Below are 18,318 nucleotides of genomic sequence, written 5' to 3'. Positions count from 1 at the left end.
CGTTGGTTGAAGCGTTTTGTGACTCCCTCCTGAGTTCATCTGGACATCTCTTGCTAAGGTATGGCTCCCTGTCATGTTGTAAGGAGTCTGTCCATGGCGTTGCCCGTTATTCTCGATTGCGATCCCGGCCACGATGATGCCATCGCCCTCATTCTGGCGCTGGCGAGCCCCGAGCTGAAGGTGCTGGCGGTCACCACCAGCGCGGGCAACCAGACCCCGGACAAGACCCTCAACAATGCCCTGCGCATCCTGACCCTGCTCGGCCGCGACGACATCCCGGTGGCGGCGGGGGCAGCCAAGCCCCTGGCCCGTGAGCTCATCATCGCCGACAACGTCCACGGCGAATCGGGGCTGGACGGCCCAGAGCTGCCGGATCCCGCCTTTGCTCCCCGGGCGATGAGCGCCCTTGAACTGATGGCAAGGTGTCTGCGCGAGAGCCCGGAGCCGGTCACCCTGGTGCCGACCGGGCCGCTCACCAACATTGCCCTCTTGCTGGCGGCCCACCCCGAGCTCAAGCAGAAGATCGCCCGCATTGTGCTGATGGGGGGCGCCGCCGGTGCGGGCAACTGGACCCCCGCGGCGGAATTCAATATTTATGTGGATCCCGAAGCGGCCGATATGGTCTTCAAGTCGGGGCTGCCCATCACCATGTGCGGGCTGGACGTGACCCACGAGGCCCAGGTGATGGACGAGGATATCGAGCGGGTACGCGTCATTCCCAACCCGGTGGCGCAGTGCGTGGCACAGCTGCTCGACTTTTTCATGATCTATCATCGGGATCCCAAGTGGGGATTTGCTGGCGCACCGCTCCATGACCCTTGTACCATCGCCTGGCTGCTGGCGCCCTCCCTGTTTCACGGGGTGGAGTGCCGGGTCGATATCGAAACCGGCGGGACCCATACCCTGGGCATGACGGTGGTGGATCGCTACGACCTGACCGGCAAACCGGCCAATGCCCTGGTGCTGCTGGGGCTCGACAGGGTCGGTTTCATCGAGTTGCTGGTGCAGCGACTGCGCTCATTTGGTTGACATCCTGGACATCGGATAAGGGGTTGGGAATGTGGAAAGGGACGTTGGCGCTGCTGACATGCATGCAACTGACGGGTTGCGCGACCCCGTTCGAGAAGATGTGGCAGGGGCTGGCGACCTGCGAGCTGGATACCCTTCATCTCGACATCGAGACCGGGCGCCCGGCCAATCCGCAGCTCGCCATGTATACCCCTGACAAGGTGAGCGAGGGCTTTGCCTGGTACAAAGTCCATCAGGAGCTGCACGGCCTGCCCATCGTCGGCTTCCTGGTGCCAGCCTCCACCTTCGAGGTACATGCCCTCTTCGTGGATACCCCCATCGCCAATGCCCGCAGGCTGACACATAACGCCTATGGCAGCGAATTTTCCGACGAGAGGCTGCATGACGAGGGGATGGCCCCCCTGTTGCTGCGCGACCCCAACAATCCAAAGCGCTCCATCATCGACTGCACCCGGGGTGAGTCGGCGGAGCCGCTGCCGGAAGCGTCTTTCGGCGAAGGGGAGTGAGTCCGGGGGAGGGCAACGGGATATCAGGCCAGACAAGAAAGGGGCCAGCCGCAAGGCTGGCCCCTTCTCTATGGGAGCAGACCCGGGTCCGGGGTGTCAAGGATACCCCAGGGTCTGCCTGATGACGGGAAGCTGCGCAGCAATCCAGGCCGGATTGATGGGCCCCCAGTCGCTGATGCGGTAGTGCCCCTGCAGATGGCGAGCCCCCTCGGTCTGCTCGAAGGCGCACTGGATGTCGAGCTCCGCCAGGGCGCTGAGGGTGTCCTGGGCGGTGCGGCGCGGCATGCCGGTCGCCTCCATGATGGCGGGCACGGTGTCCGTGCCCTGACTGATGAGGTGAGCCACGTAGAGCCGGCGATAGAAGCTGGTGCGGGTCTTACTCGGCTCGCTCATATCTCGTCCTCGAGGCGATCGAAGTAGCGCCAGGTGGCGATGGCCGCCTTGCCCATCACCAGGGCCCAGACACCGAACCAGAACCAGCGGAAGAAGCTCCAGGTGGAGGCATCGGGCTCGGTGCTCGCGATCTTGGTGACGTTGGGGAACATGGAGAACATGTTCACGCGCCAGCCGTAGGAGGTGATGATGGCCAGGCGTTTTTCGAACTCCATGGACTTGGCCTTGGCCTGGACGTCGGCGGCGTTGAACTTGAAGTAGAAGGGCCAGCCCCATTCGGTGTCTTCATTGCGAAACACCCGGATCTTCTCGCCGGGGCGCTCGGTGTAGATGTAATAGACGTCGGTGGTGGGGCCGTCAGCCGGGTTCTTCTGGCTGATGGGGCCATCCTTGTCGGTGCGCTTCACCTCCACCCCGGTGATGGTGGCGATGGTGTGTTCCGGCAGATAGAAATCGAGCCAGAGTGCGGAGAGCAGGGCGATGAGGCCGAGCATGATAAAAGCGGGTTTCTTGAACTTCAGGCTCATGATGATCTCTCGATGAGGGGGAGTGACGTGCCTCTACCATACCCACATTTGCGAATGCAGCCCAGCCCCCAATGACACCTTGATGGCAAAAACCCGTTTTAAACAGGAGGCGTGAAGGGGGAGGGGCAAGTGCGGGGCCAGCGCCGGGCCCCGCGGTATCGAAGAGATCCTCGCAGTATCAGAGCAGGAACTGGGCGAGCTGCCTGCGCTGCTGCTCGGCGAGCTGTGACAGTTCGTGACTGGCGGCGGCACTCTGGCTGATGCCGGCGGCGTTCTGGTTCACGATCTCGTGGATGTTGGTGAGGTTGCGGCTGATGTCGGCGGTGACGCAGGATTGTTGTTCTGCCGCGGTCGCCACCTGGGCGTTGGCACCGTTGATCTGGTTGACCGCATCCGTGATGCCCCCCAGCAATGCCTGTACCTCGGCGGAGAGCTGCCGGTTGTGGCCGAGGATCTCCAGGGTCTGCTGCACGCCGCTGTTGGCGGAGAGGGACTGGCTCTGCAACTGCTCGATGATGGCCTGGATCTCCTTGGTGGAGTCCTGGGTACGGGCGGCCAGCAGGCGCACTTCGTCGGCCACCACCGCAAAGCCGCGGCCGCTTTCACCGGCGCGGGCCGCCTCGATGGCGGCGTTGAGGGCCAGCAGGTTGGTCTGCTCCGAAATGCTCTGAATGACTTCGATCACCTTGCCGATCTGCTCGGACTGGGACTTGAGCCTGGCCACCACAGTCGCGGCGTTCTCCAGACTGCCCGCCATGCGGCCGTTGGCCTCGATGCTTTCGGCAAACAGGGCCAGCCCCTGCTCGACCCGACTGTTGGCATCCCGGGCCAGCTCGTCGGCCAGGGCGGCGTTGTGGTTGACGTTGTCGGCGGTGCTGGCCAGCTCGGTGACGGCGGAGGCCACCTGTTCGGTCTCACCGCGCTGCTGCTGGGCGTTGACCTCTGCCTGGGTCATCACAGCGGCAAGCTCGGTGGCGGCGGAGGCCACATTGCCACTGATGCCGGTCAGGGTCTGGATGGTGTTGGCAAGCTGGCTCAGGGTCCGGTTGATATCCCTGGCGAGCTGGCCCAGCTCGTTGTTGCCTTCGGCATTGGCACGCACGTTGAAGCGGCCGAGGGCGACGGCGTGCATCACCTCCTGCAACTGGCCGATGGGCTGCACGATGCGCCCGGAGATCCACCAGCCGCCCAGCAGGGCCGCGATCAGGGTGCCCCCCATCAGCAGCAGGGTGCGCAGCAGGGTCGCGCGGTAGTGGGCCTGCTCCTCGGCAATCTCAGTCTGGGTCAGCTGATTGATGTGGACGGACATGGCATCGATCTGCTTGATGAGCGCCTCCCCCAGATCGCGAAAGTGCAGGCGGGCCTGCTCATAGGCGGCGGGATCGCCACTGCCTTGGTACTTGGCGGTCAGCAGGGGCAGCATGCTGCTGCGGGTATGGCCGAGGTAGGCCTGCAGGGCGGCCGCGACCTGACGGTTGTCCTGCTCGGCTCCGGTGACAACCAGTCTGGTCAGGATGGCGCCAATCTCCTGCTCGGCGGCGGAGAGCTGGGCCGGCAACTGGGCGAAGAGGGCCTCATCGTACAGGCCGTAGATGGCGTTGGTGCGCAGCCGGTAGGTGGCGTGGATCAGGGCCGCGATGTCGTCCTTGTGGCGGGTGACGCTGGCGGTGGTTTCATTCATGTCCTGAATGGCACCGTCGATTTCCTGTTTGCTGATCACGGCCATCAGCAGCATCAACAGGCTGGCGAGCAGGAGAGGGATAAGCACTTGAAGACGAATGGACAGATTATTCAATGACATGAAAGATCCTAACCCGAAAGAGGAGTGAGGCGGCATCTTACACAGGCGCGACAATCCTTGTCACAGGGTTTTTAATGCTGAATTCTTGCTGAATGAAAAGGTTTTTCTTGTGTTAAAAGAGTGTGATAGGCAAGATCGTCTGCTTGTTACCCTGGAGGTGTAGTGTGTCCGACTGGATTGATCCCGCCATCTTGGCGCTCTTTATTCCCACGTTCTTTTTTGTCTCAGTAACCCCCGGTATGTGCATGACCCTGGCGATGACCCTGGGCATGAGTCTGGGGGTGCGCCGTACCCTGCACATGATGTGGGGGGAGCTTGTCGGCGTCGGCCTGGTCTCCGTGCTGTCGGTGGTCGGGGTGGCGGCAGTCATGCTCAACTACCCGGCCCTGTTCTCAGCATTCAAATATGTAGGTGGCGCCTACCTGGTCTGGCTCGGCATCCAGATGTGGCAGGCCAAGGGCAAGATGGCCATCCCGGCGGATCTCTCGGCGGGCCAGCAGACCAGCCCCATGGGACTGGCCGTGCAGGGGTTCGTGACCGCCATCGCCAACCCCAAGGGGTGGGCCTTCATGGTCTCCCTGCTGCCCCCCTTCATCAATGCGGCCAAGCCGATGGCACCCCAGATAGGGGCCCTGGTCGCGCTCATCCTGGTCATCGAGTTCTCCTGCCTGATGCTCTATGCCAGCGGTGGCCGCACCTTGCGCCATTTCCTCGCCAAGAGCGGCAATGTCACTCTGATGAACCGGATCGCGGGCTCTCTCATGCTGTTTGTCGGGGTCTGGCTGGCCTTCGGTTAAACACCCGCTCAATCTGCCGCCCTATGTGACGCCATGGGGCACCTGAAGAGAGATGATGCAAAAAGGCCACCTCCCTGCCCGGGAGGTGGCCTTTTACATGGGCCCGTTTATTCATGACCCCACTTTTCATGGACTCATGAGGTCAGTCGGTCAGGCAGTCCGGATCGAACACGTACTCCCCGGCCAGCCAGCGCAGGATCTCGTTCACGCAGGCCTGATCCTGGAACGGCAGGTAGCGGCTCTTGAGATGGATGACCTGCTCGGGTGTGAGCTGGGCCAGACCGATGTCCTGGAAGAGCGGCAGGTCTGCCTGGATCATGGCGGAGATCTGCGGCCCGCAGGTGGCGTTGAGGGAGGCGTGAAGCGCCTTGTCAGGATCGTACTGCTTGCCGAGCTTGTAGCTCATGGGCAGGGTGGCGAGCGGCAGTGCCGAGAGGGCCGCCTGTTTCATGGGATTGACCGCATGGCCGCTCACGAGATCTGCCAGCTCTGCCGGACGGTTTTCGAAGGCGCGCAGGTGCAGGAAGCTGCTCGCCTTGCTGCCGTCATTGACCGGATAGTTGTCCCACAGGAAGGGCTTGCGATGGAGCCAGTCGGCGGCCTGTTTGAGGTGGGCAGCCGGATACTCGGTGGAGCAGACTTTGGGGCCGGTCCAGAAGACATCGATGCGCCTGTCGAGCCCCTGACCCAGATCCTGCAGATAGTGGGGGGGCATGGCACCGAACACCTTCTCCAGCACCGGATCCGTGCTGTAGTAGCTGGGGCAGAACAGCAGGCGGCCTGCGTCGGTGTGGGCCGCGATGTCGTGGGCGATGGTGAGCTGCCAGTGGGCGAGATCCGGGGTGTCCCCCTTCATGTCGTCAAACAGGATCGCCAGGATATCGGGCTTGAGCGCCTCTTCGATGAGCCTCACCTTCTCCAGCAGGGCGGGTCGCTGGCGGGCATAGTCGTGATGGGCTCCCATGGGGCTCAGGCCCACCCCGAAGGCCAGACCGTTCTCCCGGCACTGGCGGGCGAGCTGGCACAGGGCTTCAAGCTGGTCGGCGGGCCAGGGGGTGGCCCAGTGCTTGCGCAGGTAGCCGTCTTCCTTGGGGGCGTAGAGGTAGAAGCCATAGCCGTGGCGGGGCAGCCACTGGGCGTAGCGGGCACGGGCTTCCCAGCTCCAGCCCTTGCCAAAGAAACCCTCGATGAGGCCCAGCTTGGGCGAGGGAGGATACAGACCGGACAACAGGGTTTGATAAGGCATGGTTCACTCCCTTCTCACACAAATGCGGGCTACGATGGCCGGCGCCTAGACGGGGTCTTCTTCCAGGAAGCGTACCCCTATCTTGCGGGGTTCACCCTCTTCCATTTCCGCCACCGTCCAGAGCAGTCCCTGCCAGGCGACATGGTCACCGACCACCAGATTATCGCCCAACTGATGGGCAATAAAATCGCCGAGGTTCTGATCCGCCACCTCGCTCACATCCAGCCCGTAGAGCGGGGCGAGATCCACCAGCCTGGCGTTGGCCTCCAGCAGGAAGTCACCGAAGAAGCGCGGGCCCAGATCCTGCTCCGGCGCCTGGCTGAAGAGCTGACCGAGGGCGGGCAGGTCGTGCTCGTGGCCGATGACGCAGAGGATGTCATCGGATTGCAGGCAGGTACTGCCCGAGGGGTGGAGCAGCTCCTGGCCGCGGAACAGGGCGCAGATGCGGGTGCCCTGAGGCATGCGCAGCTCCCGCAAGGGGGAGCCGATGCACCACTTCTCGGCGCTCAGGCGATAGACGAAGGTCTCCCACTGGCTGTCGAGATCGATTTCCAGCCCAGAGCGGTTGATGGGAGAGGGCGGTGCGGGCACCTCCACTCGCGCCAGCTTTGATGCCAACGGCAGCGAGCTGCCCTGCAGGATGAGCGAAACCAGCACCACGAAGAAGGCGACATTGAAGTAGAGCTGGGCATTGGGCAGCCCCGCCATCATGGGGAAGACCGCCAGGATGATGGGCACGGCGCCGCGCAGCCCCACCCAGGAGATGAACCAGCGCTCGCGCGGCGCGAAGTTCTTGAACGGCAGCAGTCCAATCCAGACCGACACCGGACGGGCAAACAGGATCATCCACATGGCCAGGGCCAGTGCCGGCAGGGCGATGGGCAGCAGCTTGTGGGGAGAGGCGAGCAGCCCCAGCACCAGGAACATGCCGATCTGGCTGAGCCAGGTCAGGCCGTCCAGCACGGAGAGGGTGGTGCTGCGGCTGCGCAGGGAGAGATTGCCAAGCAGCAGGCCGGTGAGGTAGATGGCGAGGATGCCGCTGCCCCCCACCGCCGTGGTGAGGGCGAAGATGAGCAGGCCGCCGCTCACGGTGAGCAGGGGATAGAGACCGGGGGCGAGCTTGGCACTGTTGATGAGCTTCCACAGCAGCCAGCCCCCCGCAAGGCCGATGCCAGCGCCCAGACCAAACTGCTTGACGAGTTGCAGTAGCAGGAAGCCGGCATCCAGCCCCTGCTGGGCGGTGGCCAGCACCTCGATCAGGGTGACGGTGAGAAAGACCGCCATGGGATCGTTGCTGCCCGATTCAATCTCCAGGGTGGCGCTGACCCGCTCGTTGAGGCTGCGCCCGCCGAGCAGGGAGAAGACCGCCGCCGCATCGGTGGAGCCGACGATGGCACCGATGAGCATCCCCTGCATCAGGTTGAGGTCGAACAGCCAGGCGGCGGCGAGGCCCGTGAGGCCGGTGGTGATGGCCACCCCGACCGTGGCCAGCGAGAGCGCGGGCCAGAGCGCGACCCGAAAGGAGGAGACCCGGGTGCGCATGCCGCCGTCCAGCAGAATGATGGCCAGTGCCAGGTTGCCCACCAGGTAGGCGACCGAGTAGTCGGCGAAGTGGATGCCGCCGGGACCATCCTCACCCGCCAGCATGCCGACGGCGAGGAAGATGACCAGAATGGGGATGCCGACTCTGGAGGAGAGTGCGCTCAACAGGACACTGGCACCCACCAACAGGGCACCGATGAAGAAGAAACTGTTGACGGTGGTAGCATCCAATGGCGAACTCCTTATGGCGGGCTGCAAAACAGGCACATTATATGCAGATTGACCCCCTTTGTGTGGCTTAATTGTGCATTGTTTTGCAGTTTTTTACGTTTGTTGCGCTGTTTTCAAGCAGGGTGAGGGCGGAGTGCCCGCGCGGGAAAGCGCAGGGAAAGGGGGCAATGGATGGGGCTTTCAGTGCAGGCAGAGGGGGGCGGCAGAGGGCGAAAAAATGCCGTGGACGGGAAGGGTGCAGGAGCGCCGACGGGCTCCTGCGAGGGGGTCAGTCGTCCTCGTCGTCCTTGACCTCCCGGATCTTGTCCTTGTACTTGGGCAGCTGTTTCTCGAGCTGCTTCATGTCCTTGATGGCGTTGAGAAACAGGCCGAGCAAAAACAGCAGCGGCAAGCCTATCCATAACCACAAGCTCATCAGAATCTCCTTTCGTGGTGTGCCGGGGTGACATAGCGGGCCAGGATCTCGTCGAGATGAGCCAGGATGCACTCCTTGCCTTCAATATCCGCTCGTTCCAGACAAAGCGCCAGCGCCGCCGGATCCAGGGCCAGCCCGTCGGATTCGGGCGCGAAGCTCAGGTGCCAGGGCTCGTAGGCCACCCCCTGATCCGGTTGCTCCCCTTTTGCATAGGGCAGGAAGAAGCCGAAGTCGTTCATGTGATCGTCCAGCCATTCGCGCAAATCGGCAAACCAGCCGCCCGCCTCGTACTCCCAGGGTTCCAGCGCGAGCCGGGTGCCGGCGGGCAGGCAGTCCGGATCGTAGATGTCGAGATCCGTGCCCCAGTGATGGCGGCTGGTGCCGGGCAGGGCGCTCCAGTGCAGGATGGCGTGCAGTCGCTCGGTCTCGCCCAGTTGCAGGGCATCGAGGGGCTGGTTGTGCGCATCCAGCAGAGGGCGCTCCCCGCGCCATTTGCCGTTCCAGATGGCGAGCTGGCGCTCGAAGCCGCGCCAGCTGGAGGCCGCCTGCAGGTTGAAACCGGCATGGGCGGCAGCCACCTGCATGTCGTTGAAGGCCGCCGCGGTGGCGGCGGTCAGACGATGGGGGCCGCGCCCCACCAGGATGAGGTGGCTCTCATCCAGCCCAAGCAGTTGATCCTGATTCATGGTCTGGTCTCTCTTGTCCGGAGCGCCGCTCATGCCAGCAGTCGTGCCAGCACCCCTTGGTACATATCCGCCAGCAGATCCAGATCGTCCGCCTTCACGCACTCGTTCACCTTGTGGATGGTGGCGTTGACCGGGCCGAGCTCGATGACTTCCGCCCCGGTGGGAGCGATGAAGCGCCCATCGGACGTGCCCCCCGTGGTGAGCAGGGCCGGCTGCTGGCCGTTCACTGCCGCCACGGCGGCGACAGTGGCGTCCAGCAGGGCGCCGGTGTCCGTCAGGAAGGGCTGGCCGGAGAGGGTCCACTTCAGCTCGAAGTCCAGGCCGTGACGGGTCAGCAGCGCCTCGACCCGCTCGCGGATAGCCGCATCGGTGAGCTCGGTGCTGAAGCGGAAGTTGAACTGGACCTGCAACTCCCCCGGGATGACGTTGGAGGCGCCGGTGCCGCCCTGGATGTTGGCGATCTGGAAGCTGGTGGGGGGGAAGTAGGCGTTGCCCTTGTCCCACTCGATGGCGGCGAGCTCCGCCAGCGCCGGGGCCGCCTTGTGGATAGGGTTGTCCGCCAGATGGGGGTAGGCGACGTGGCCCTGCACCCCGCGCACCAGCAGATCGCCGGTGATGGAGCCGCGACGGCCGTTCTTCACCACGTCCCCGACCTGGGCGGTGGAGGAGGGCTCGCCGACGATGCACCAGCGGATCTTCTCGTTGCGTGCCTCCAGGGTGTCGATGACGCGTACCGTGCCGTTGATGAAGGGCCCCTCTTCATCCGAGGTGATGAGAAACGCGATGGAGCCCTTGTGGTCCGGGTGCTCGGCCACGAAGCGCTCGGTCGCCACCACCATGGCGGCCAGAGACCCCTTCATGTCGGCGGCGCCCCGGCCATGGAGCATGCCGTCCTTGATGGTCGGCTCGAATGGCGGGGTGTCCCACTTCTCCAGGGGGCCGGCGGGTACCACGTCGGTGTGGCCGGCGAAGCAGAAGAGGGGATCCTCGCTGCCACGGCGTGCCCAGAGGTTGGTGGTGTCCTCAAAGACCATGGGTTCGATGACGAACCCCAGGCGTGCGAGGCGCTCCGCCATCAGGGTCTGGCACCCTTCATCCAGGGGGGTCACGGAGGGGCGGCTGATCAGATCCTTGGCCAGTGTGATGACGTCCGACATCGGTGTTCCTTAACAGAAAAAGTTAACGGGAGAAGAGGGATTGATAGAGGTCTGCCTTGAAGCCCAGGGTCAGGGTGCCGTCCTGGTCCAGCAGCGGGCGCTTGATCATGGCCGGGTGGGCCAGCAGCAGGTCACGGGCCTTGGCGGTGTCGAGCCCCTGTTTTTCTGCTTCCGGCAGGGCGCGGAAGGTGGTGCCACGGGTGTTGAGCAGGGCTTCCCAGCCCAGCTTGGCGAGCCAGAGATCGAGCTGTTCCGGGCTCAGACCGTCGGCGCGGTGATCATGAAAGCGGTAATCGATACCCGCCTCCTCCAGCCACTTGCGGGCCTTCTTGATGGTGTCGCAGTTCTTGATGCCATAGAGGGTGGTGGCCATGGGGGATCCTTTGTCTGCGGGCCGGCGGCCCTGAAATCGTGCAAGGGCCCGATTCTGGCATTGTGGCCCCCCCATGGCAACGCTCATGGCCGGATGGGCTGGTTTTACCAGTCAGGCCGAGTGGAGAAGGGAGGGGGCCGCGCGCCAGCACACGCTGGTCTGGGACGGGATGCGCTGCGGCATCAAAGGGGGAGACCGAGGGAGGAGGCCCTTATGCTGCACACCTGGCCGGATAGGACGACAGGGGGCAGGGAGCCTCACAGGGAAGCACACCTGGCCGGATGGGGCCGCTGGGGCCGGGGAAGAAACGGCGGGGGCCAAAAACCAGAACGCGCCTGCTGGTCTGGGCGCGTTCCGGATTCAGGGGGCGGCACTCAGTGCAGGGTGGTCCACTCGTGATCGAAGACCCGTGCCCGCTCCCAGGGGGCATCCGGCAGGCTGGAGGAGAGGCCGGCGTACTTGCCCACGTCATCCATCACGATGGCGGAGAGAATGGGCAGGTGATTTTCGGTGCAATACATGCGGATGCGTTGCAGCAGGGTGCGCAGTTCATCCTGGCACTGCTCCAGCCCGGCCTGCCTGGCCAGTTTGGAGTAACGAATGGTGGTGCGTTCCTTTGCAGACTCGACGAGGATGTCCCACAGCTTGCAGTCGCAGGTCGGGGTGCCTGCGGTGGCTTGGTTTGTCATAACTCTCTCCGGTGCGAAATGGTCGCTCTGTGTCGACGGGCATCTTGGCCAGTTCACCCCGGCGGGATGTTGATCCAACGCAAACAAAGTGGCGGTTGTCGGTCAGGGATACCCTGGGGAGCATTCTAGATCCAGTTTCGTGATGTTAAATGTCGTTTTTGGTTTTATTTTCGGAATAAAAATCTACAACCGTTTGCTTTTTCCATCTTTATTGATGGTGATCAAGAGGAAAGGGGAGATCCCCCACTAGATTGCGCTTCTCGATAATCTTGTCAGGAGTGCACCTTGGAACTCGTCTTCGTCTTGCTCGTGCTGATCGCCGTGGTCTACGGCATCATCAAGGATTACAACCCGCAGGCGGTGCTGGCGCTGGCAGGCATGGCCCTCTTTGCGGTGGCCTACTGGCTGGGATTGCACCCCATTCTGCCCGCCGACAAGAGCACCGGCTTCGCCCTGTTCGACCTGTTCGAGGTGTTCAAGGGGATCTTCTCCTACCGGGCGGCGGGCCTTGGCCTCACCATCATGGCGGTGGCGGGCTTTGCCACCTACATGTCCCATATCGGCGCCTCCCAGGCCCTGGTGCGGGTGGCGGTCAAGCCGGTGGCGGGCATCCAGTCCAGCTACCTGATGCTGGCCATCTGCTACCTGGTGGCGGTCTTCGTCTCCCTGTTCGTCACCTCCGCCACCGGCCTTGGCCTGTTGTTGATGGTCACCATGTACCCTGTGATGCGCAACCTCGGCATCAGCCCGGCTTCCGCCTGCGGCGTCATCGCCACCTCCCAGGCGTTCGAAATCGGCCCGACCCAGACCAACGCCATCTTCTCCGCCGGTCAATCCGGCATGGATCCCACCAGCTACTTCGTCGACTACCAGATCTGGCTGGTGGTCCCCATGCTGCTGGTGACCATGGTGCTGCACTTCTTCTGGCAGCGGCACTGTGACAGCCAGGAGGGCTGGGATCCGGCCCTGCATCGCGGCGAGCACGCGGAGCTTGACGAAAAAGGGGCGGACGAGGTGGCGGCGCCGACCTGGTACGGCCTGCTGCCCATCATCCCCTTCGTACTGATGATGACCTTCTCCAAGCTCCTGGTGACCACCATCAGCGTCAGCGTGGAGGTGGCCATGCTGCTGTCGGTCTTTATCGGCATGCTGTGCGAGCTGCTGCGCACCCGCTCGGTGCGCACCGCCTTCGCGGGGCTGTCGAGCTTCCTCGACGGCATGGGCAAGGTGTTCGGCCCCGTGGTGGCGCTCATCGTCTGTGCCGAGCTCTTCGCCGAATCCCTCAAGGCCATCGGCGCCATCGACACCCTGCTCCATTCTGCCAGCAATGCAGGCATCGGCAGCGGCCTGATGACCCTGGTGATGGTGGGGCTCATCATGGTGGCGGCGGTCATCATGGGCTCGGGCAACGCAGCCTTCCTCAGTTTCTCCTCCCTGGCCCCCGCGGTGGCAGCCAAGTTTGGCGTGCCAGCGGTGACCATGCTGCTGCCGATGCAGCTCGCCTCGAGCATCGGCCGCACCGTCTCCCCCATCGCGGCGGTGCTCATCGCCTGTGCGGGCATCGCCAAGGTCTCTCCCTTCGTGGTGGTCAAGCGCACCAGCGTGCCCATGGCGGGGGCCCTGGTGACGGCGCTGCTCCTCAACTATCTGCTGTTCATGTAAAGGCTCTGGTGTAGTAGAGGCGGCGGCCAGTTGATCCACGCTGGCCGACCGCCGTTGACGAGGCGGCGTCGAGTGCCCGCCCACTCTTATCGTTGCAAAAACAGTCTGTGTTTTACGCAGATTGTTCCATGGAGAAGACAATGAACGACCTCACGCGCCCGTTTTCCCTCGATACCTATCTGGCGGATCTCGCCCCGCTCATCAACCTCGACTGCGGCACCCGCACCCCGGCCGGGGTGGCCCGGGTCGCCGACATCATGACCGAGAAATATGAGGCCATCGGCTGGCAGGTGACCCGCCACCAGTTCGCCGCCGAGTGCGGCCCCTGCCTCGAGGCAACCAATGCCCCGGGGGCGGATCACTACGACGTCATGCTGGTGGGCCACATGGACACCGTCTTCCCCGAGGGGACGGCGGCCAAGCGACCGCTGAAAATCGAAGGCAATCAGGCCTTTGGCCCCGGCGTCTCGGACATGAAGAGCGGCCTGCTCTCCACCTGGTATGCCTTGAAAGAGCTGGACCCGGCCGTGCTGGCCAGGCTCAAGGTGCTGGTTTGCTGCAACTGCGACGAGGAGATTGGTTCCCCCTGGTCCAAAGAATGGCTGGTGAAAAAAGCCAGACAGAGCGGCTGCGTGCTGGTGGCCGAGGCGGCGCGCCCGAGCGGGGATCTCATCAGCGCCCGCAAGGGCAATGCCAAGTACCGCATCACCTTCCACGGCAAGGCCTCCCATGCCGGTTCGGCCCTGGCACAAGGGATCTCCGCCATCACGGAGCTGGCCCACTGGGTGCTCGCCATCAACCAGCAGGTCAACATGGAAACCGGCACCACCATGAACGTGGGGGTGGTGCAGGGGGGGACCGGCGTCAACGTGGTGCCCGACTTTGCCGAGGCGATCGTGGATCTGCGCTTCTGGCGCAACGAAGAGGCGCAGGCGGTGCACGACCGGCTCACCTTCATGGCCAACAACCCCTTCCTCGCCGGTTGCCGGGTCGAGGTGGCGCGCCAGAGCTTCAAGCCCGCGATGCGCCCGAGCGGCGACACCGAGGCCCTGATGGCGCTGGTGGAGGCGGCAGGCAGGGAGGAGGGCGTCCCCTTCACCTGGCTGGAGGCCGGTGGCGGCTCGGATGCCAACTTCACCGCCGCCGCAGGCGTGCCGTCCCTCGATGGCTTCGTCCCCATGGGGGGCGGCTTCCACTCGGAGGGGGAGTTCCTGCTGCTGGAGAGCATCGAGCCGCGCATCCGCCTGCTTAAGCGGGTGCTGGGCAAGCTGGCCAAATAGGTCAACGTTAAGGACAAGCAAAACGGGAGGCCATCGCCTCCCGTTTTTTATGTGTCGCCCTCGAGAGAGGTCATTCCTCGTCCTCTTGCAGATAGGCGAGGTGCTCCTGGCGCGCCACCTGCCAGTGGCCGAGCGTCAGCGGCGCCGCAAACCCGGGGCCGTCGGTCACCATGGTGTGGTACTCCCCCTGCTCGCCGCAGGCATCGAAGCCCCGGGTTGCCGCCAGTTGCTGCAATTCGGCCAGGGTGGCCGCATCGAGCCTGCGCCCCACCCACTCGGGGGCCAGTACCCGGGTATCGACGCAGGAGAGGTGGGCGACGATGCCGCGGGCCAGCATGTCCGCCAGCAACGCCTCGCGGGGTTGCTGCCAGAGAGGGGTGTGGACGGTGAGCCCCAGGGGGCGACAGCGCTCGCGGATCCAGTTCGGCGCGCCCCCCACGCTGTCGATGTCGCCGGTGACGACCCCATCGAGTTGCCACTCCTCTTTCAATGCCGCCAGGGCCCGCTCATAACCGAGATCGAAGGGCGCCTCGATGGTGACCAGCCGATGGGGCAGCGCGAGGGCCGCCGCCTGACGGCGAACCTGTGACAGAGGATGGGCGAGAAAGCGGGGCGCTGGCGGGGCAAAGGTGACCAGGGCCACCACCTGATGGCCCGCTTCCCGGGCGTGGCAGAGGGCCTGCATGGCATCTTTGCCGCCGCTCCAGAGCAGGATGACGCGAGACATGGGGGATTTCCGCTGAATAAAAGAGGGCTCATGCTACCCAGAGTGGGGGGCGATGGCAAAGCGCGGGCCGGGGATGCGGGGATAAAAAAGCGGCTCCCACGGGGGAGCCGCTCGCACTGGATGCCTGTTACAGCAGGATGCTGGTCAGGATGAAGCCCAGGGTACAGGAGGTCACCACCCCGATGAGGCCCGGAATGATGAAGCTGTGGTTGATGATGAACTTGCCGATGCGGGTGGTGCCGGAGCGGTCGAAGCCGATGCAGGCGAGATCGCTCGGGTAGGTCGGCAGCACGAAGTAGCCGTAGCTCGCCGGCAGGAAGGCGATGAGCAGCTTGGGTTCGACCCCCAGCGCCAGCCCCATGGGGGCGATGGCGGTGAGCGCCGCGGCCTGGCTGTTCACCAGCTTGGAGATGAGGAAGAGCACCAGGGCGTAGGTCCAGGGCTGGGCCTGTACCACGTGGGCCAGGGTCTCCTTGAGCAGCGGCATGTGGGCCTGGAAGAAGGTTTCACTCATCCAGGCGACCCCGAACACGGAGAAGATGGCGACCATGCCCGCCTTGAAGACGGCGCCGTTGGCGATCTCCCCCGGCTTGACCTTGCAGCGCATCAGGATGATGGCGCCGGCGATCAGCATCATCATCTGGATCACCAGGTTCATGGAGAGGGGGCCCGTCTTCTCCTTGATGGTGAAGACGGGGCGCAGCGCCTCATTGGCCCCCAGCAGCACCACGGCAGCGATGGCGGCGAAGAAGATCCAGGTCGACCAGTAGGCCTCTTTCGGGAACTTGGTGTTGAGCAGGGTTTCACCACCGCCGTAGATGAAGTCCCGCTGGGCAGGGTCCTTGATCTTGGCCTGGAACTCCTCGTCCTTGTCCAGATCCTTGCCGCGGCGCAGGCTCCACAGGGCCGCCATCATGACACCCGTGAGCGAGGAGGGGATGGCCACCATCAGGATGTCGAGCAGACCGTAGGCCTGACCCACGCCGTGAGCCGCCGCCAGGATGGAGACCATGGAGACCACGGCCACCGAGACCGGCGAGGCGCAGATGGCCATCTGGGAGGCAACGGATGCCACTGCCATGGGGCGCTCCGGGCGGATGTTCTTCTGCAGCGCGATGTCGGCGATGATGGGGAACATGGTATAGACCACGTGGCCGGTGCCGCACAGGAAGGTGAGGGTCCAGGTAGTGAGCGGCGCCAGCAGGGTGATGTACTGGGGGTGACGGCGCAGCAGACGCTCGGCCACCTGCATCATCAGGTTGAGACCGCCGGCGGTCTGCAGGGTGGCGGCGCAGCCAATGACCGCCAGTATGGTCAGCATTACCTGCACCGGCGGCTCGCCCGGCACCAGGCCGAAGACGAAGGTCAGCAGGAACAGACCAATGCCGCTGATGAGACCCAGCCCCATGCCCCCGAAGCGGGTACCCAGCAGCAAGCAGCCGAGTACCACCAAAAATTCCATCAAGATCATTCCATTACCTCGTGTGTTTTATCCATGTCCCCATCGGCCAGCTGCCCGGGATCCGCTGTCATCAATTACCCCTGAAGGGTTAATGGACATTTTGTCACCCCTAAAGGGGTAAAAAATTGCGTTGCTTCAACAACCGGCTTTTTTCCGATTTAAGTGCATAAAAACTACGGTTCAGCCCTTGAACAGGGGACCGCCTCCTGGCGCACACCAGATAAATGACGGGAAAGATGGGGGAGAGCACAGGGTTTGGAATGCAAAAGGCGGAAATGACAGGTGCGGGAAGAGCGAGGCGGGCATAAAAAAAGCCGACCCCGGGGGTCGGCTTTTGCACGGTGCGAGTAGGCGGGTCGCCTTAGAACTCGGCGGTGCGGGGAGTACGGGGGAAGGGGATCACGTCGCGCACGTTGCCCATGCCGGTCACGTAGACCACCAGGCGCTCGAAGCCCAGACCGAAGCCGGAGTGGGGCACGGTGCCATAGCGACGCAGATCGCGGTACCACCAGTAGTCTTCCTTGTTCAGGCCCATCTCGGCCAGACGGGCATCCAGCACCTCGAGGCGCTCTTCACGCTGGGAGCCGCCGATGATCTCGCCGATCCCCGGGGCCAGTACGTCCATGGCGGCAACGGTCTTGCCGTCGTCGTTGAGGCGCATGTAGAAGGCCTTGATGTCCTTCGGGTAGTTCTTCACCACCACCGGGGACTTGAAGTGCTCCTCGGCCAGGTAGCGCTCGTGCTCGGAGGAGAGGTCGATGCCCCAGGAGACCGGGAACTCGAAGCTCTTGCCGCAGTTTTGCAGCACGTCGATGGCGTCGGTGTAGTCAATCTGGGCGAAGTCGGAGGCGACGAAGCGCTCCAGACGGCCGATGGCGTCCTTGTCCACGTGCTGGGCGAAGAACTCCAGATCGTCGCGGCGCTCGGTCAGCACGGCGTTGAAGACGTACTTCAGCATGGCTTCGGCCAGGGCGGCGTTGTCTTCCAGATCGGCGAAGGCCACTTCCGGCTCCACCATCCAGAACTCGGCCAGGTGGCGGCTGGTGTTGGAGTTTTCGGCGCGGAAGGTCGGGCCGAAGGTGTAGACCTTGGACAGGGCGCAGGCGTAGGTTTCGACGTTCAGCTGGCCGGACACGGTCAGGAAGGTCTCCTTGCCGAAGAAGTCCTTGTCGTAGTCCACCTTGCCTTCGGGGGTGCGCGGCAGGTTTTCCATGTCCAGGGTGGAGACGCGGAACATCTCGCCGGCCCCTTCAGTGTCGGAGGCGGTGATGAGGGGCGCCGCGATCCAGAGGTAGCCCTGTTCGTGGAAGAAGCGGTGAATGGCCTGGGAGAGGCAGTTGCGCACCCGGGTCACGGCACCGACGATGTTGGTGCGGGCACGCAGGTGGCCCTGCTCGCGCAGGTACTCGATGCTGTGGCGCTTGGCAGACATGGGGTAGGTGTCCGGATCTTCGACCCAGCCCACCACCTTGACCTCGGTGGCCTGCAGTTCGAACGCTTGGCCGCTGCCCTGGGACTCGACCACGGTGCCGGTCACTTCGACGGAGCAAGCTGTGGTCAGACGTTGCACTTCATTCTCGTAATTGGCCAGGGTATTGGGGGCGACGGCCTGCACCGGATGGAAGCAGGAGCCATCGGAAACGGCCAAAAATGAGATCCCCGCCTTGGAATCGCGGCGGGTCCGGATCCACCCTTTCACAGTCAGGGTGGTGCCGACCGAATACTTACCGGCCAGCACATCAACTACGGATGCGTGCGTCATCGAAATATTGTCTCCAGCTTGTTCTTGCAGCGC

The 18,318-nt window shown here is 63.8% G+C and carries 18 protein-coding genes; 5 read left to right on the top strand and 13 right to left on the bottom strand.

Features of this window, described 5'->3' with window-relative positions; genetic code table 11:
• Positions 1-93: 93 nt before the first annotated feature.
• Positions 94-1,029 carry a pyrimidine-specific ribonucleoside hydrolase RihA gene (rihA, locus tag AB5Y47_RS15905; RefSeq protein ID WP_045525250.1) on the top strand — a complete coding sequence of 312 codons (936 nt, stop codon included), beginning with the start codon at positions 94-96 and terminating at the stop codon, positions 1,027-1,029.
• A 29-nt stretch (positions 1,030-1,058) separates the two neighbouring features.
• Positions 1,059-1,535, top strand: a complete 477-nt coding sequence (locus tag AB5Y47_RS15900; protein WP_045525252.1) for a hypothetical protein — start codon at positions 1,059-1,061, stop codon at positions 1,533-1,535.
• A 96-nt stretch (positions 1,536-1,631) separates the two neighbouring features.
• On the opposite strand, the gene AB5Y47_RS15895 is transcribed toward AB5Y47_RS15900, so the two are convergent.
• From AB5Y47_RS15895 to AB5Y47_RS15885, 3 genes are all read right to left on the bottom strand, one after another.
• Positions 1,632-1,928 carry a helix-turn-helix domain-containing protein gene (locus AB5Y47_RS15895; RefSeq protein WP_039039881.1) on the bottom strand — a complete coding sequence of 99 codons (297 nt, stop codon included), beginning with the start codon at positions 1,926-1,928 and terminating at the stop codon, positions 1,632-1,634.
• Complete coding sequence (locus AB5Y47_RS15890) at positions 1,925-2,455, bottom strand: DUF1523 family protein (protein WP_010674042.1); 531 nt, start codon at positions 2,453-2,455, stop codon at positions 1,925-1,927. The genes AB5Y47_RS15895 and AB5Y47_RS15890 overlap by 4 nt, the downstream gene beginning before the upstream one ends.
• 178 nt (positions 2,456-2,633) lie before the next feature.
• Positions 2,634-4,256: a methyl-accepting chemotaxis protein gene (locus AB5Y47_RS15885; protein ID WP_368220381.1), complete on the bottom strand. Its 1,623-nt coding sequence runs from the start codon at positions 4,254-4,256 to the stop codon at positions 2,634-2,636.
• A 164-nt stretch (positions 4,257-4,420) separates the two neighbouring features.
• On the opposite strand from AB5Y47_RS15885, the gene AB5Y47_RS15880 reads away from it, so the two are divergent.
• A complete protein-coding gene (locus tag AB5Y47_RS15880) occupies positions 4,421-5,053 on the top strand; it encodes a LysE family translocator (RefSeq protein ID WP_039039878.1) in 633 nt (210 codons plus the stop codon).
• Positions 5,054-5,195: 142 nt separating this feature from the next.
• Here AB5Y47_RS15880 and AB5Y47_RS15875 read toward each other — a convergent pair whose 3' ends face one another.
• The 7 genes from AB5Y47_RS15875 to AB5Y47_RS15845 form a co-directional block, all read right to left on the bottom strand.
• Complete coding sequence (locus AB5Y47_RS15875; RefSeq protein ID WP_045525256.1) at positions 5,196-6,299, bottom strand: beta-N-acetylglucosaminidase domain-containing protein; 1,104 nt, start codon at positions 6,297-6,299, stop codon at positions 5,196-5,198.
• Between the two features lie 45 nt (positions 6,300-6,344).
• Entirely contained in the window at positions 6,345-8,072 is a 1,728-nt protein-coding gene (locus AB5Y47_RS15870; RefSeq protein WP_194859934.1) for a potassium/proton antiporter, read from the bottom strand.
• 268 nt (positions 8,073-8,340) lie between these two features.
• Positions 8,341-8,487, bottom strand: coding sequence for a hypothetical protein (locus AB5Y47_RS15865; RefSeq protein WP_010674048.1), 147 nt, complete (start codon positions 8,485-8,487; stop codon positions 8,341-8,343).
• Positions 8,487-9,173 carry a M15 family metallopeptidase gene (locus AB5Y47_RS15860; RefSeq protein ID WP_029314223.1) on the bottom strand — a complete coding sequence of 229 codons (687 nt, stop codon included), beginning with the start codon at positions 9,171-9,173 and terminating at the stop codon, positions 8,487-8,489. Before AB5Y47_RS15860 ends, AB5Y47_RS15865 begins: the two co-directional genes overlap by 1 nt.
• A 29-nt stretch (positions 9,174-9,202) precedes the next feature.
• Positions 9,203-10,330 carry a succinyl-diaminopimelate desuccinylase gene (dapE, locus tag AB5Y47_RS15855; protein ID WP_368220380.1) on the bottom strand — a complete coding sequence of 376 codons (1,128 nt, stop codon included), beginning with the start codon at positions 10,328-10,330 and terminating at the stop codon, positions 9,203-9,205.
• Positions 10,331-10,352: 22 nt separating this feature from the next.
• Entirely contained in the window at positions 10,353-10,703 is a 351-nt protein-coding gene (locus AB5Y47_RS15850; RefSeq protein ID WP_039039874.1) for an ArsC family reductase, read from the bottom strand.
• A 374-nt stretch (positions 10,704-11,077) separates the two neighbouring features.
• Positions 11,078-11,392, bottom strand: a complete 315-nt coding sequence (locus tag AB5Y47_RS15845; protein WP_010674057.1) for a hypothetical protein — start codon at positions 11,390-11,392, stop codon at positions 11,078-11,080.
• A 285-nt stretch (positions 11,393-11,677) separates the two neighbouring features.
• On the opposite strand from AB5Y47_RS15845, the gene dcuC reads away from it, so the two are divergent.
• Together dcuC and AB5Y47_RS15835 are read left to right on the top strand one after the other, a co-directional pair.
• Positions 11,678-13,054 (top strand): C4-dicarboxylate transporter DcuC, encoded by a 1,377-nt coding sequence (gene dcuC, locus AB5Y47_RS15840; RefSeq protein WP_368220379.1) that lies wholly within the window; start codon positions 11,678-11,680, stop codon positions 13,052-13,054.
• A gap of 140 nt (positions 13,055-13,194) precedes the next feature.
• Positions 13,195-14,334, top strand: a complete 1,140-nt coding sequence (locus AB5Y47_RS15835; RefSeq protein WP_368220378.1) for a M20 family metallopeptidase — start codon at positions 13,195-13,197, stop codon at positions 14,332-14,334.
• Positions 14,335-14,404: 70 nt separating this feature from the next.
• Here AB5Y47_RS15835 and AB5Y47_RS15830 read toward each other — a convergent pair whose 3' ends face one another.
• The 3 genes from AB5Y47_RS15830 to asnS all read right to left on the bottom strand — a co-directional run bounded on the left by AB5Y47_RS15830 (position 14,405) and on the right by asnS (position 18,285).
• A complete protein-coding gene (locus AB5Y47_RS15830) occupies positions 14,405-15,061 on the bottom strand; it encodes a hypothetical protein (protein WP_368220377.1) in 657 nt (218 codons plus the stop codon).
• Positions 15,062-15,188: 127 nt separating this feature from the next.
• Complete coding sequence (locus AB5Y47_RS15825; protein WP_279956224.1) at positions 15,189-16,532, bottom strand: anaerobic C4-dicarboxylate transporter; 1,344 nt, start codon at positions 16,530-16,532, stop codon at positions 15,189-15,191.
• Between the two features lie 352 nt (positions 16,533-16,884).
• Positions 16,885-18,285, bottom strand: coding sequence for an asparagine--tRNA ligase (gene asnS / locus AB5Y47_RS15820; RefSeq protein WP_039039869.1), 1,401 nt, complete (start codon positions 18,283-18,285; stop codon positions 16,885-16,887).
• Positions 18,286-18,318: the final 33 nt, after the last annotated feature.

This window comes from Aeromonas sp. R7-2 (assembly GCF_040908105.1).
GTDB classification, from domain to species: Bacteria; Pseudomonadota; Gammaproteobacteria; order Enterobacterales; family Aeromonadaceae; genus Aeromonas; species Aeromonas caviae.
The sequence above is the reverse complement of the archived record's forward strand: the minus strand, read 5'-3'. Positions and strand labels throughout refer to the sequence as shown.

What these genes read in the sequence shown, in the direction of transcription:
- rihA (WP_045525250.1), top strand. Translation starts at nt 94, where the DNA reads ATGGCGTTGCCCGTTATTCTCGATTGCGATCCCGGCCACGATGATGCC.
- AB5Y47_RS15900 (WP_045525252.1), top strand. Translation starts at nt 1,059, where the DNA reads ATGTGGAAAGGGACGTTGGCGCTGCTGACATGCATGCAACTGACGGGT.
- AB5Y47_RS15895 (WP_039039881.1), bottom strand. Translation starts at nt 1,928, where the DNA reads ATGAGCGAGCCGAGTAAGACCCGCACCAGCTTCTATCGCCGGCTCTAC.
- AB5Y47_RS15890 (WP_010674042.1), bottom strand. Translation starts at nt 2,455, where the DNA reads ATGAGCCTGAAGTTCAAGAAACCCGCTTTTATCATGCTCGGCCTCATC.
- AB5Y47_RS15885 (WP_368220381.1), bottom strand. Translation starts at nt 4,256, where the DNA reads ATGTCATTGAATAATCTGTCCATTCGTCTTCAAGTGCTTATCCCTCTC.
- AB5Y47_RS15875 (WP_045525256.1), bottom strand. Translation starts at nt 6,299, where the DNA reads ATGCCTTATCAAACCCTGTTGTCCGGTCTGTATCCTCCCTCGCCCAAG.
- AB5Y47_RS15865 (WP_010674048.1), bottom strand. Translation starts at nt 8,487, where the DNA reads ATGAGCTTGTGGTTATGGATAGGCTTGCCGCTGCTGTTTTTGCTCGGC.
- AB5Y47_RS15860 (WP_029314223.1), bottom strand. Translation starts at nt 9,173, where the DNA reads ATGAATCAGGATCAACTGCTTGGGCTGGATGAGAGCCACCTCATCCTG.
- dapE (WP_368220380.1), bottom strand. Translation starts at nt 10,330, where the DNA reads ATGTCGGACGTCATCACACTGGCCAAGGATCTGATCAGCCGCCCCTCC.
- AB5Y47_RS15850 (WP_039039874.1), bottom strand. Translation starts at nt 10,703, where the DNA reads ATGGCCACCACCCTCTATGGCATCAAGAACTGCGACACCATCAAGAAG.
- AB5Y47_RS15845 (WP_010674057.1), bottom strand. Translation starts at nt 11,392, where the DNA reads ATGACAAACCAAGCCACCGCAGGCACCCCGACCTGCGACTGCAAGCTG.
- AB5Y47_RS15835 (WP_368220378.1), top strand. Translation starts at nt 13,195, where the DNA reads ATGAACGACCTCACGCGCCCGTTTTCCCTCGATACCTATCTGGCGGAT.
- AB5Y47_RS15830 (WP_368220377.1), bottom strand. Translation starts at nt 15,061, where the DNA reads ATGTCTCGCGTCATCCTGCTCTGGAGCGGCGGCAAAGATGCCATGCAG.
- AB5Y47_RS15825 (WP_279956224.1), bottom strand. Translation starts at nt 16,532, where the DNA reads ATGATCTTGATGGAATTTTTGGTGGTACTCGGCTGCTTGCTGCTGGGT.
- asnS (WP_039039869.1), bottom strand. Translation starts at nt 18,285, where the DNA reads ATGACGCACGCATCCGTAGTTGATGTGCTGGCCGGTAAGTATTCGGTC.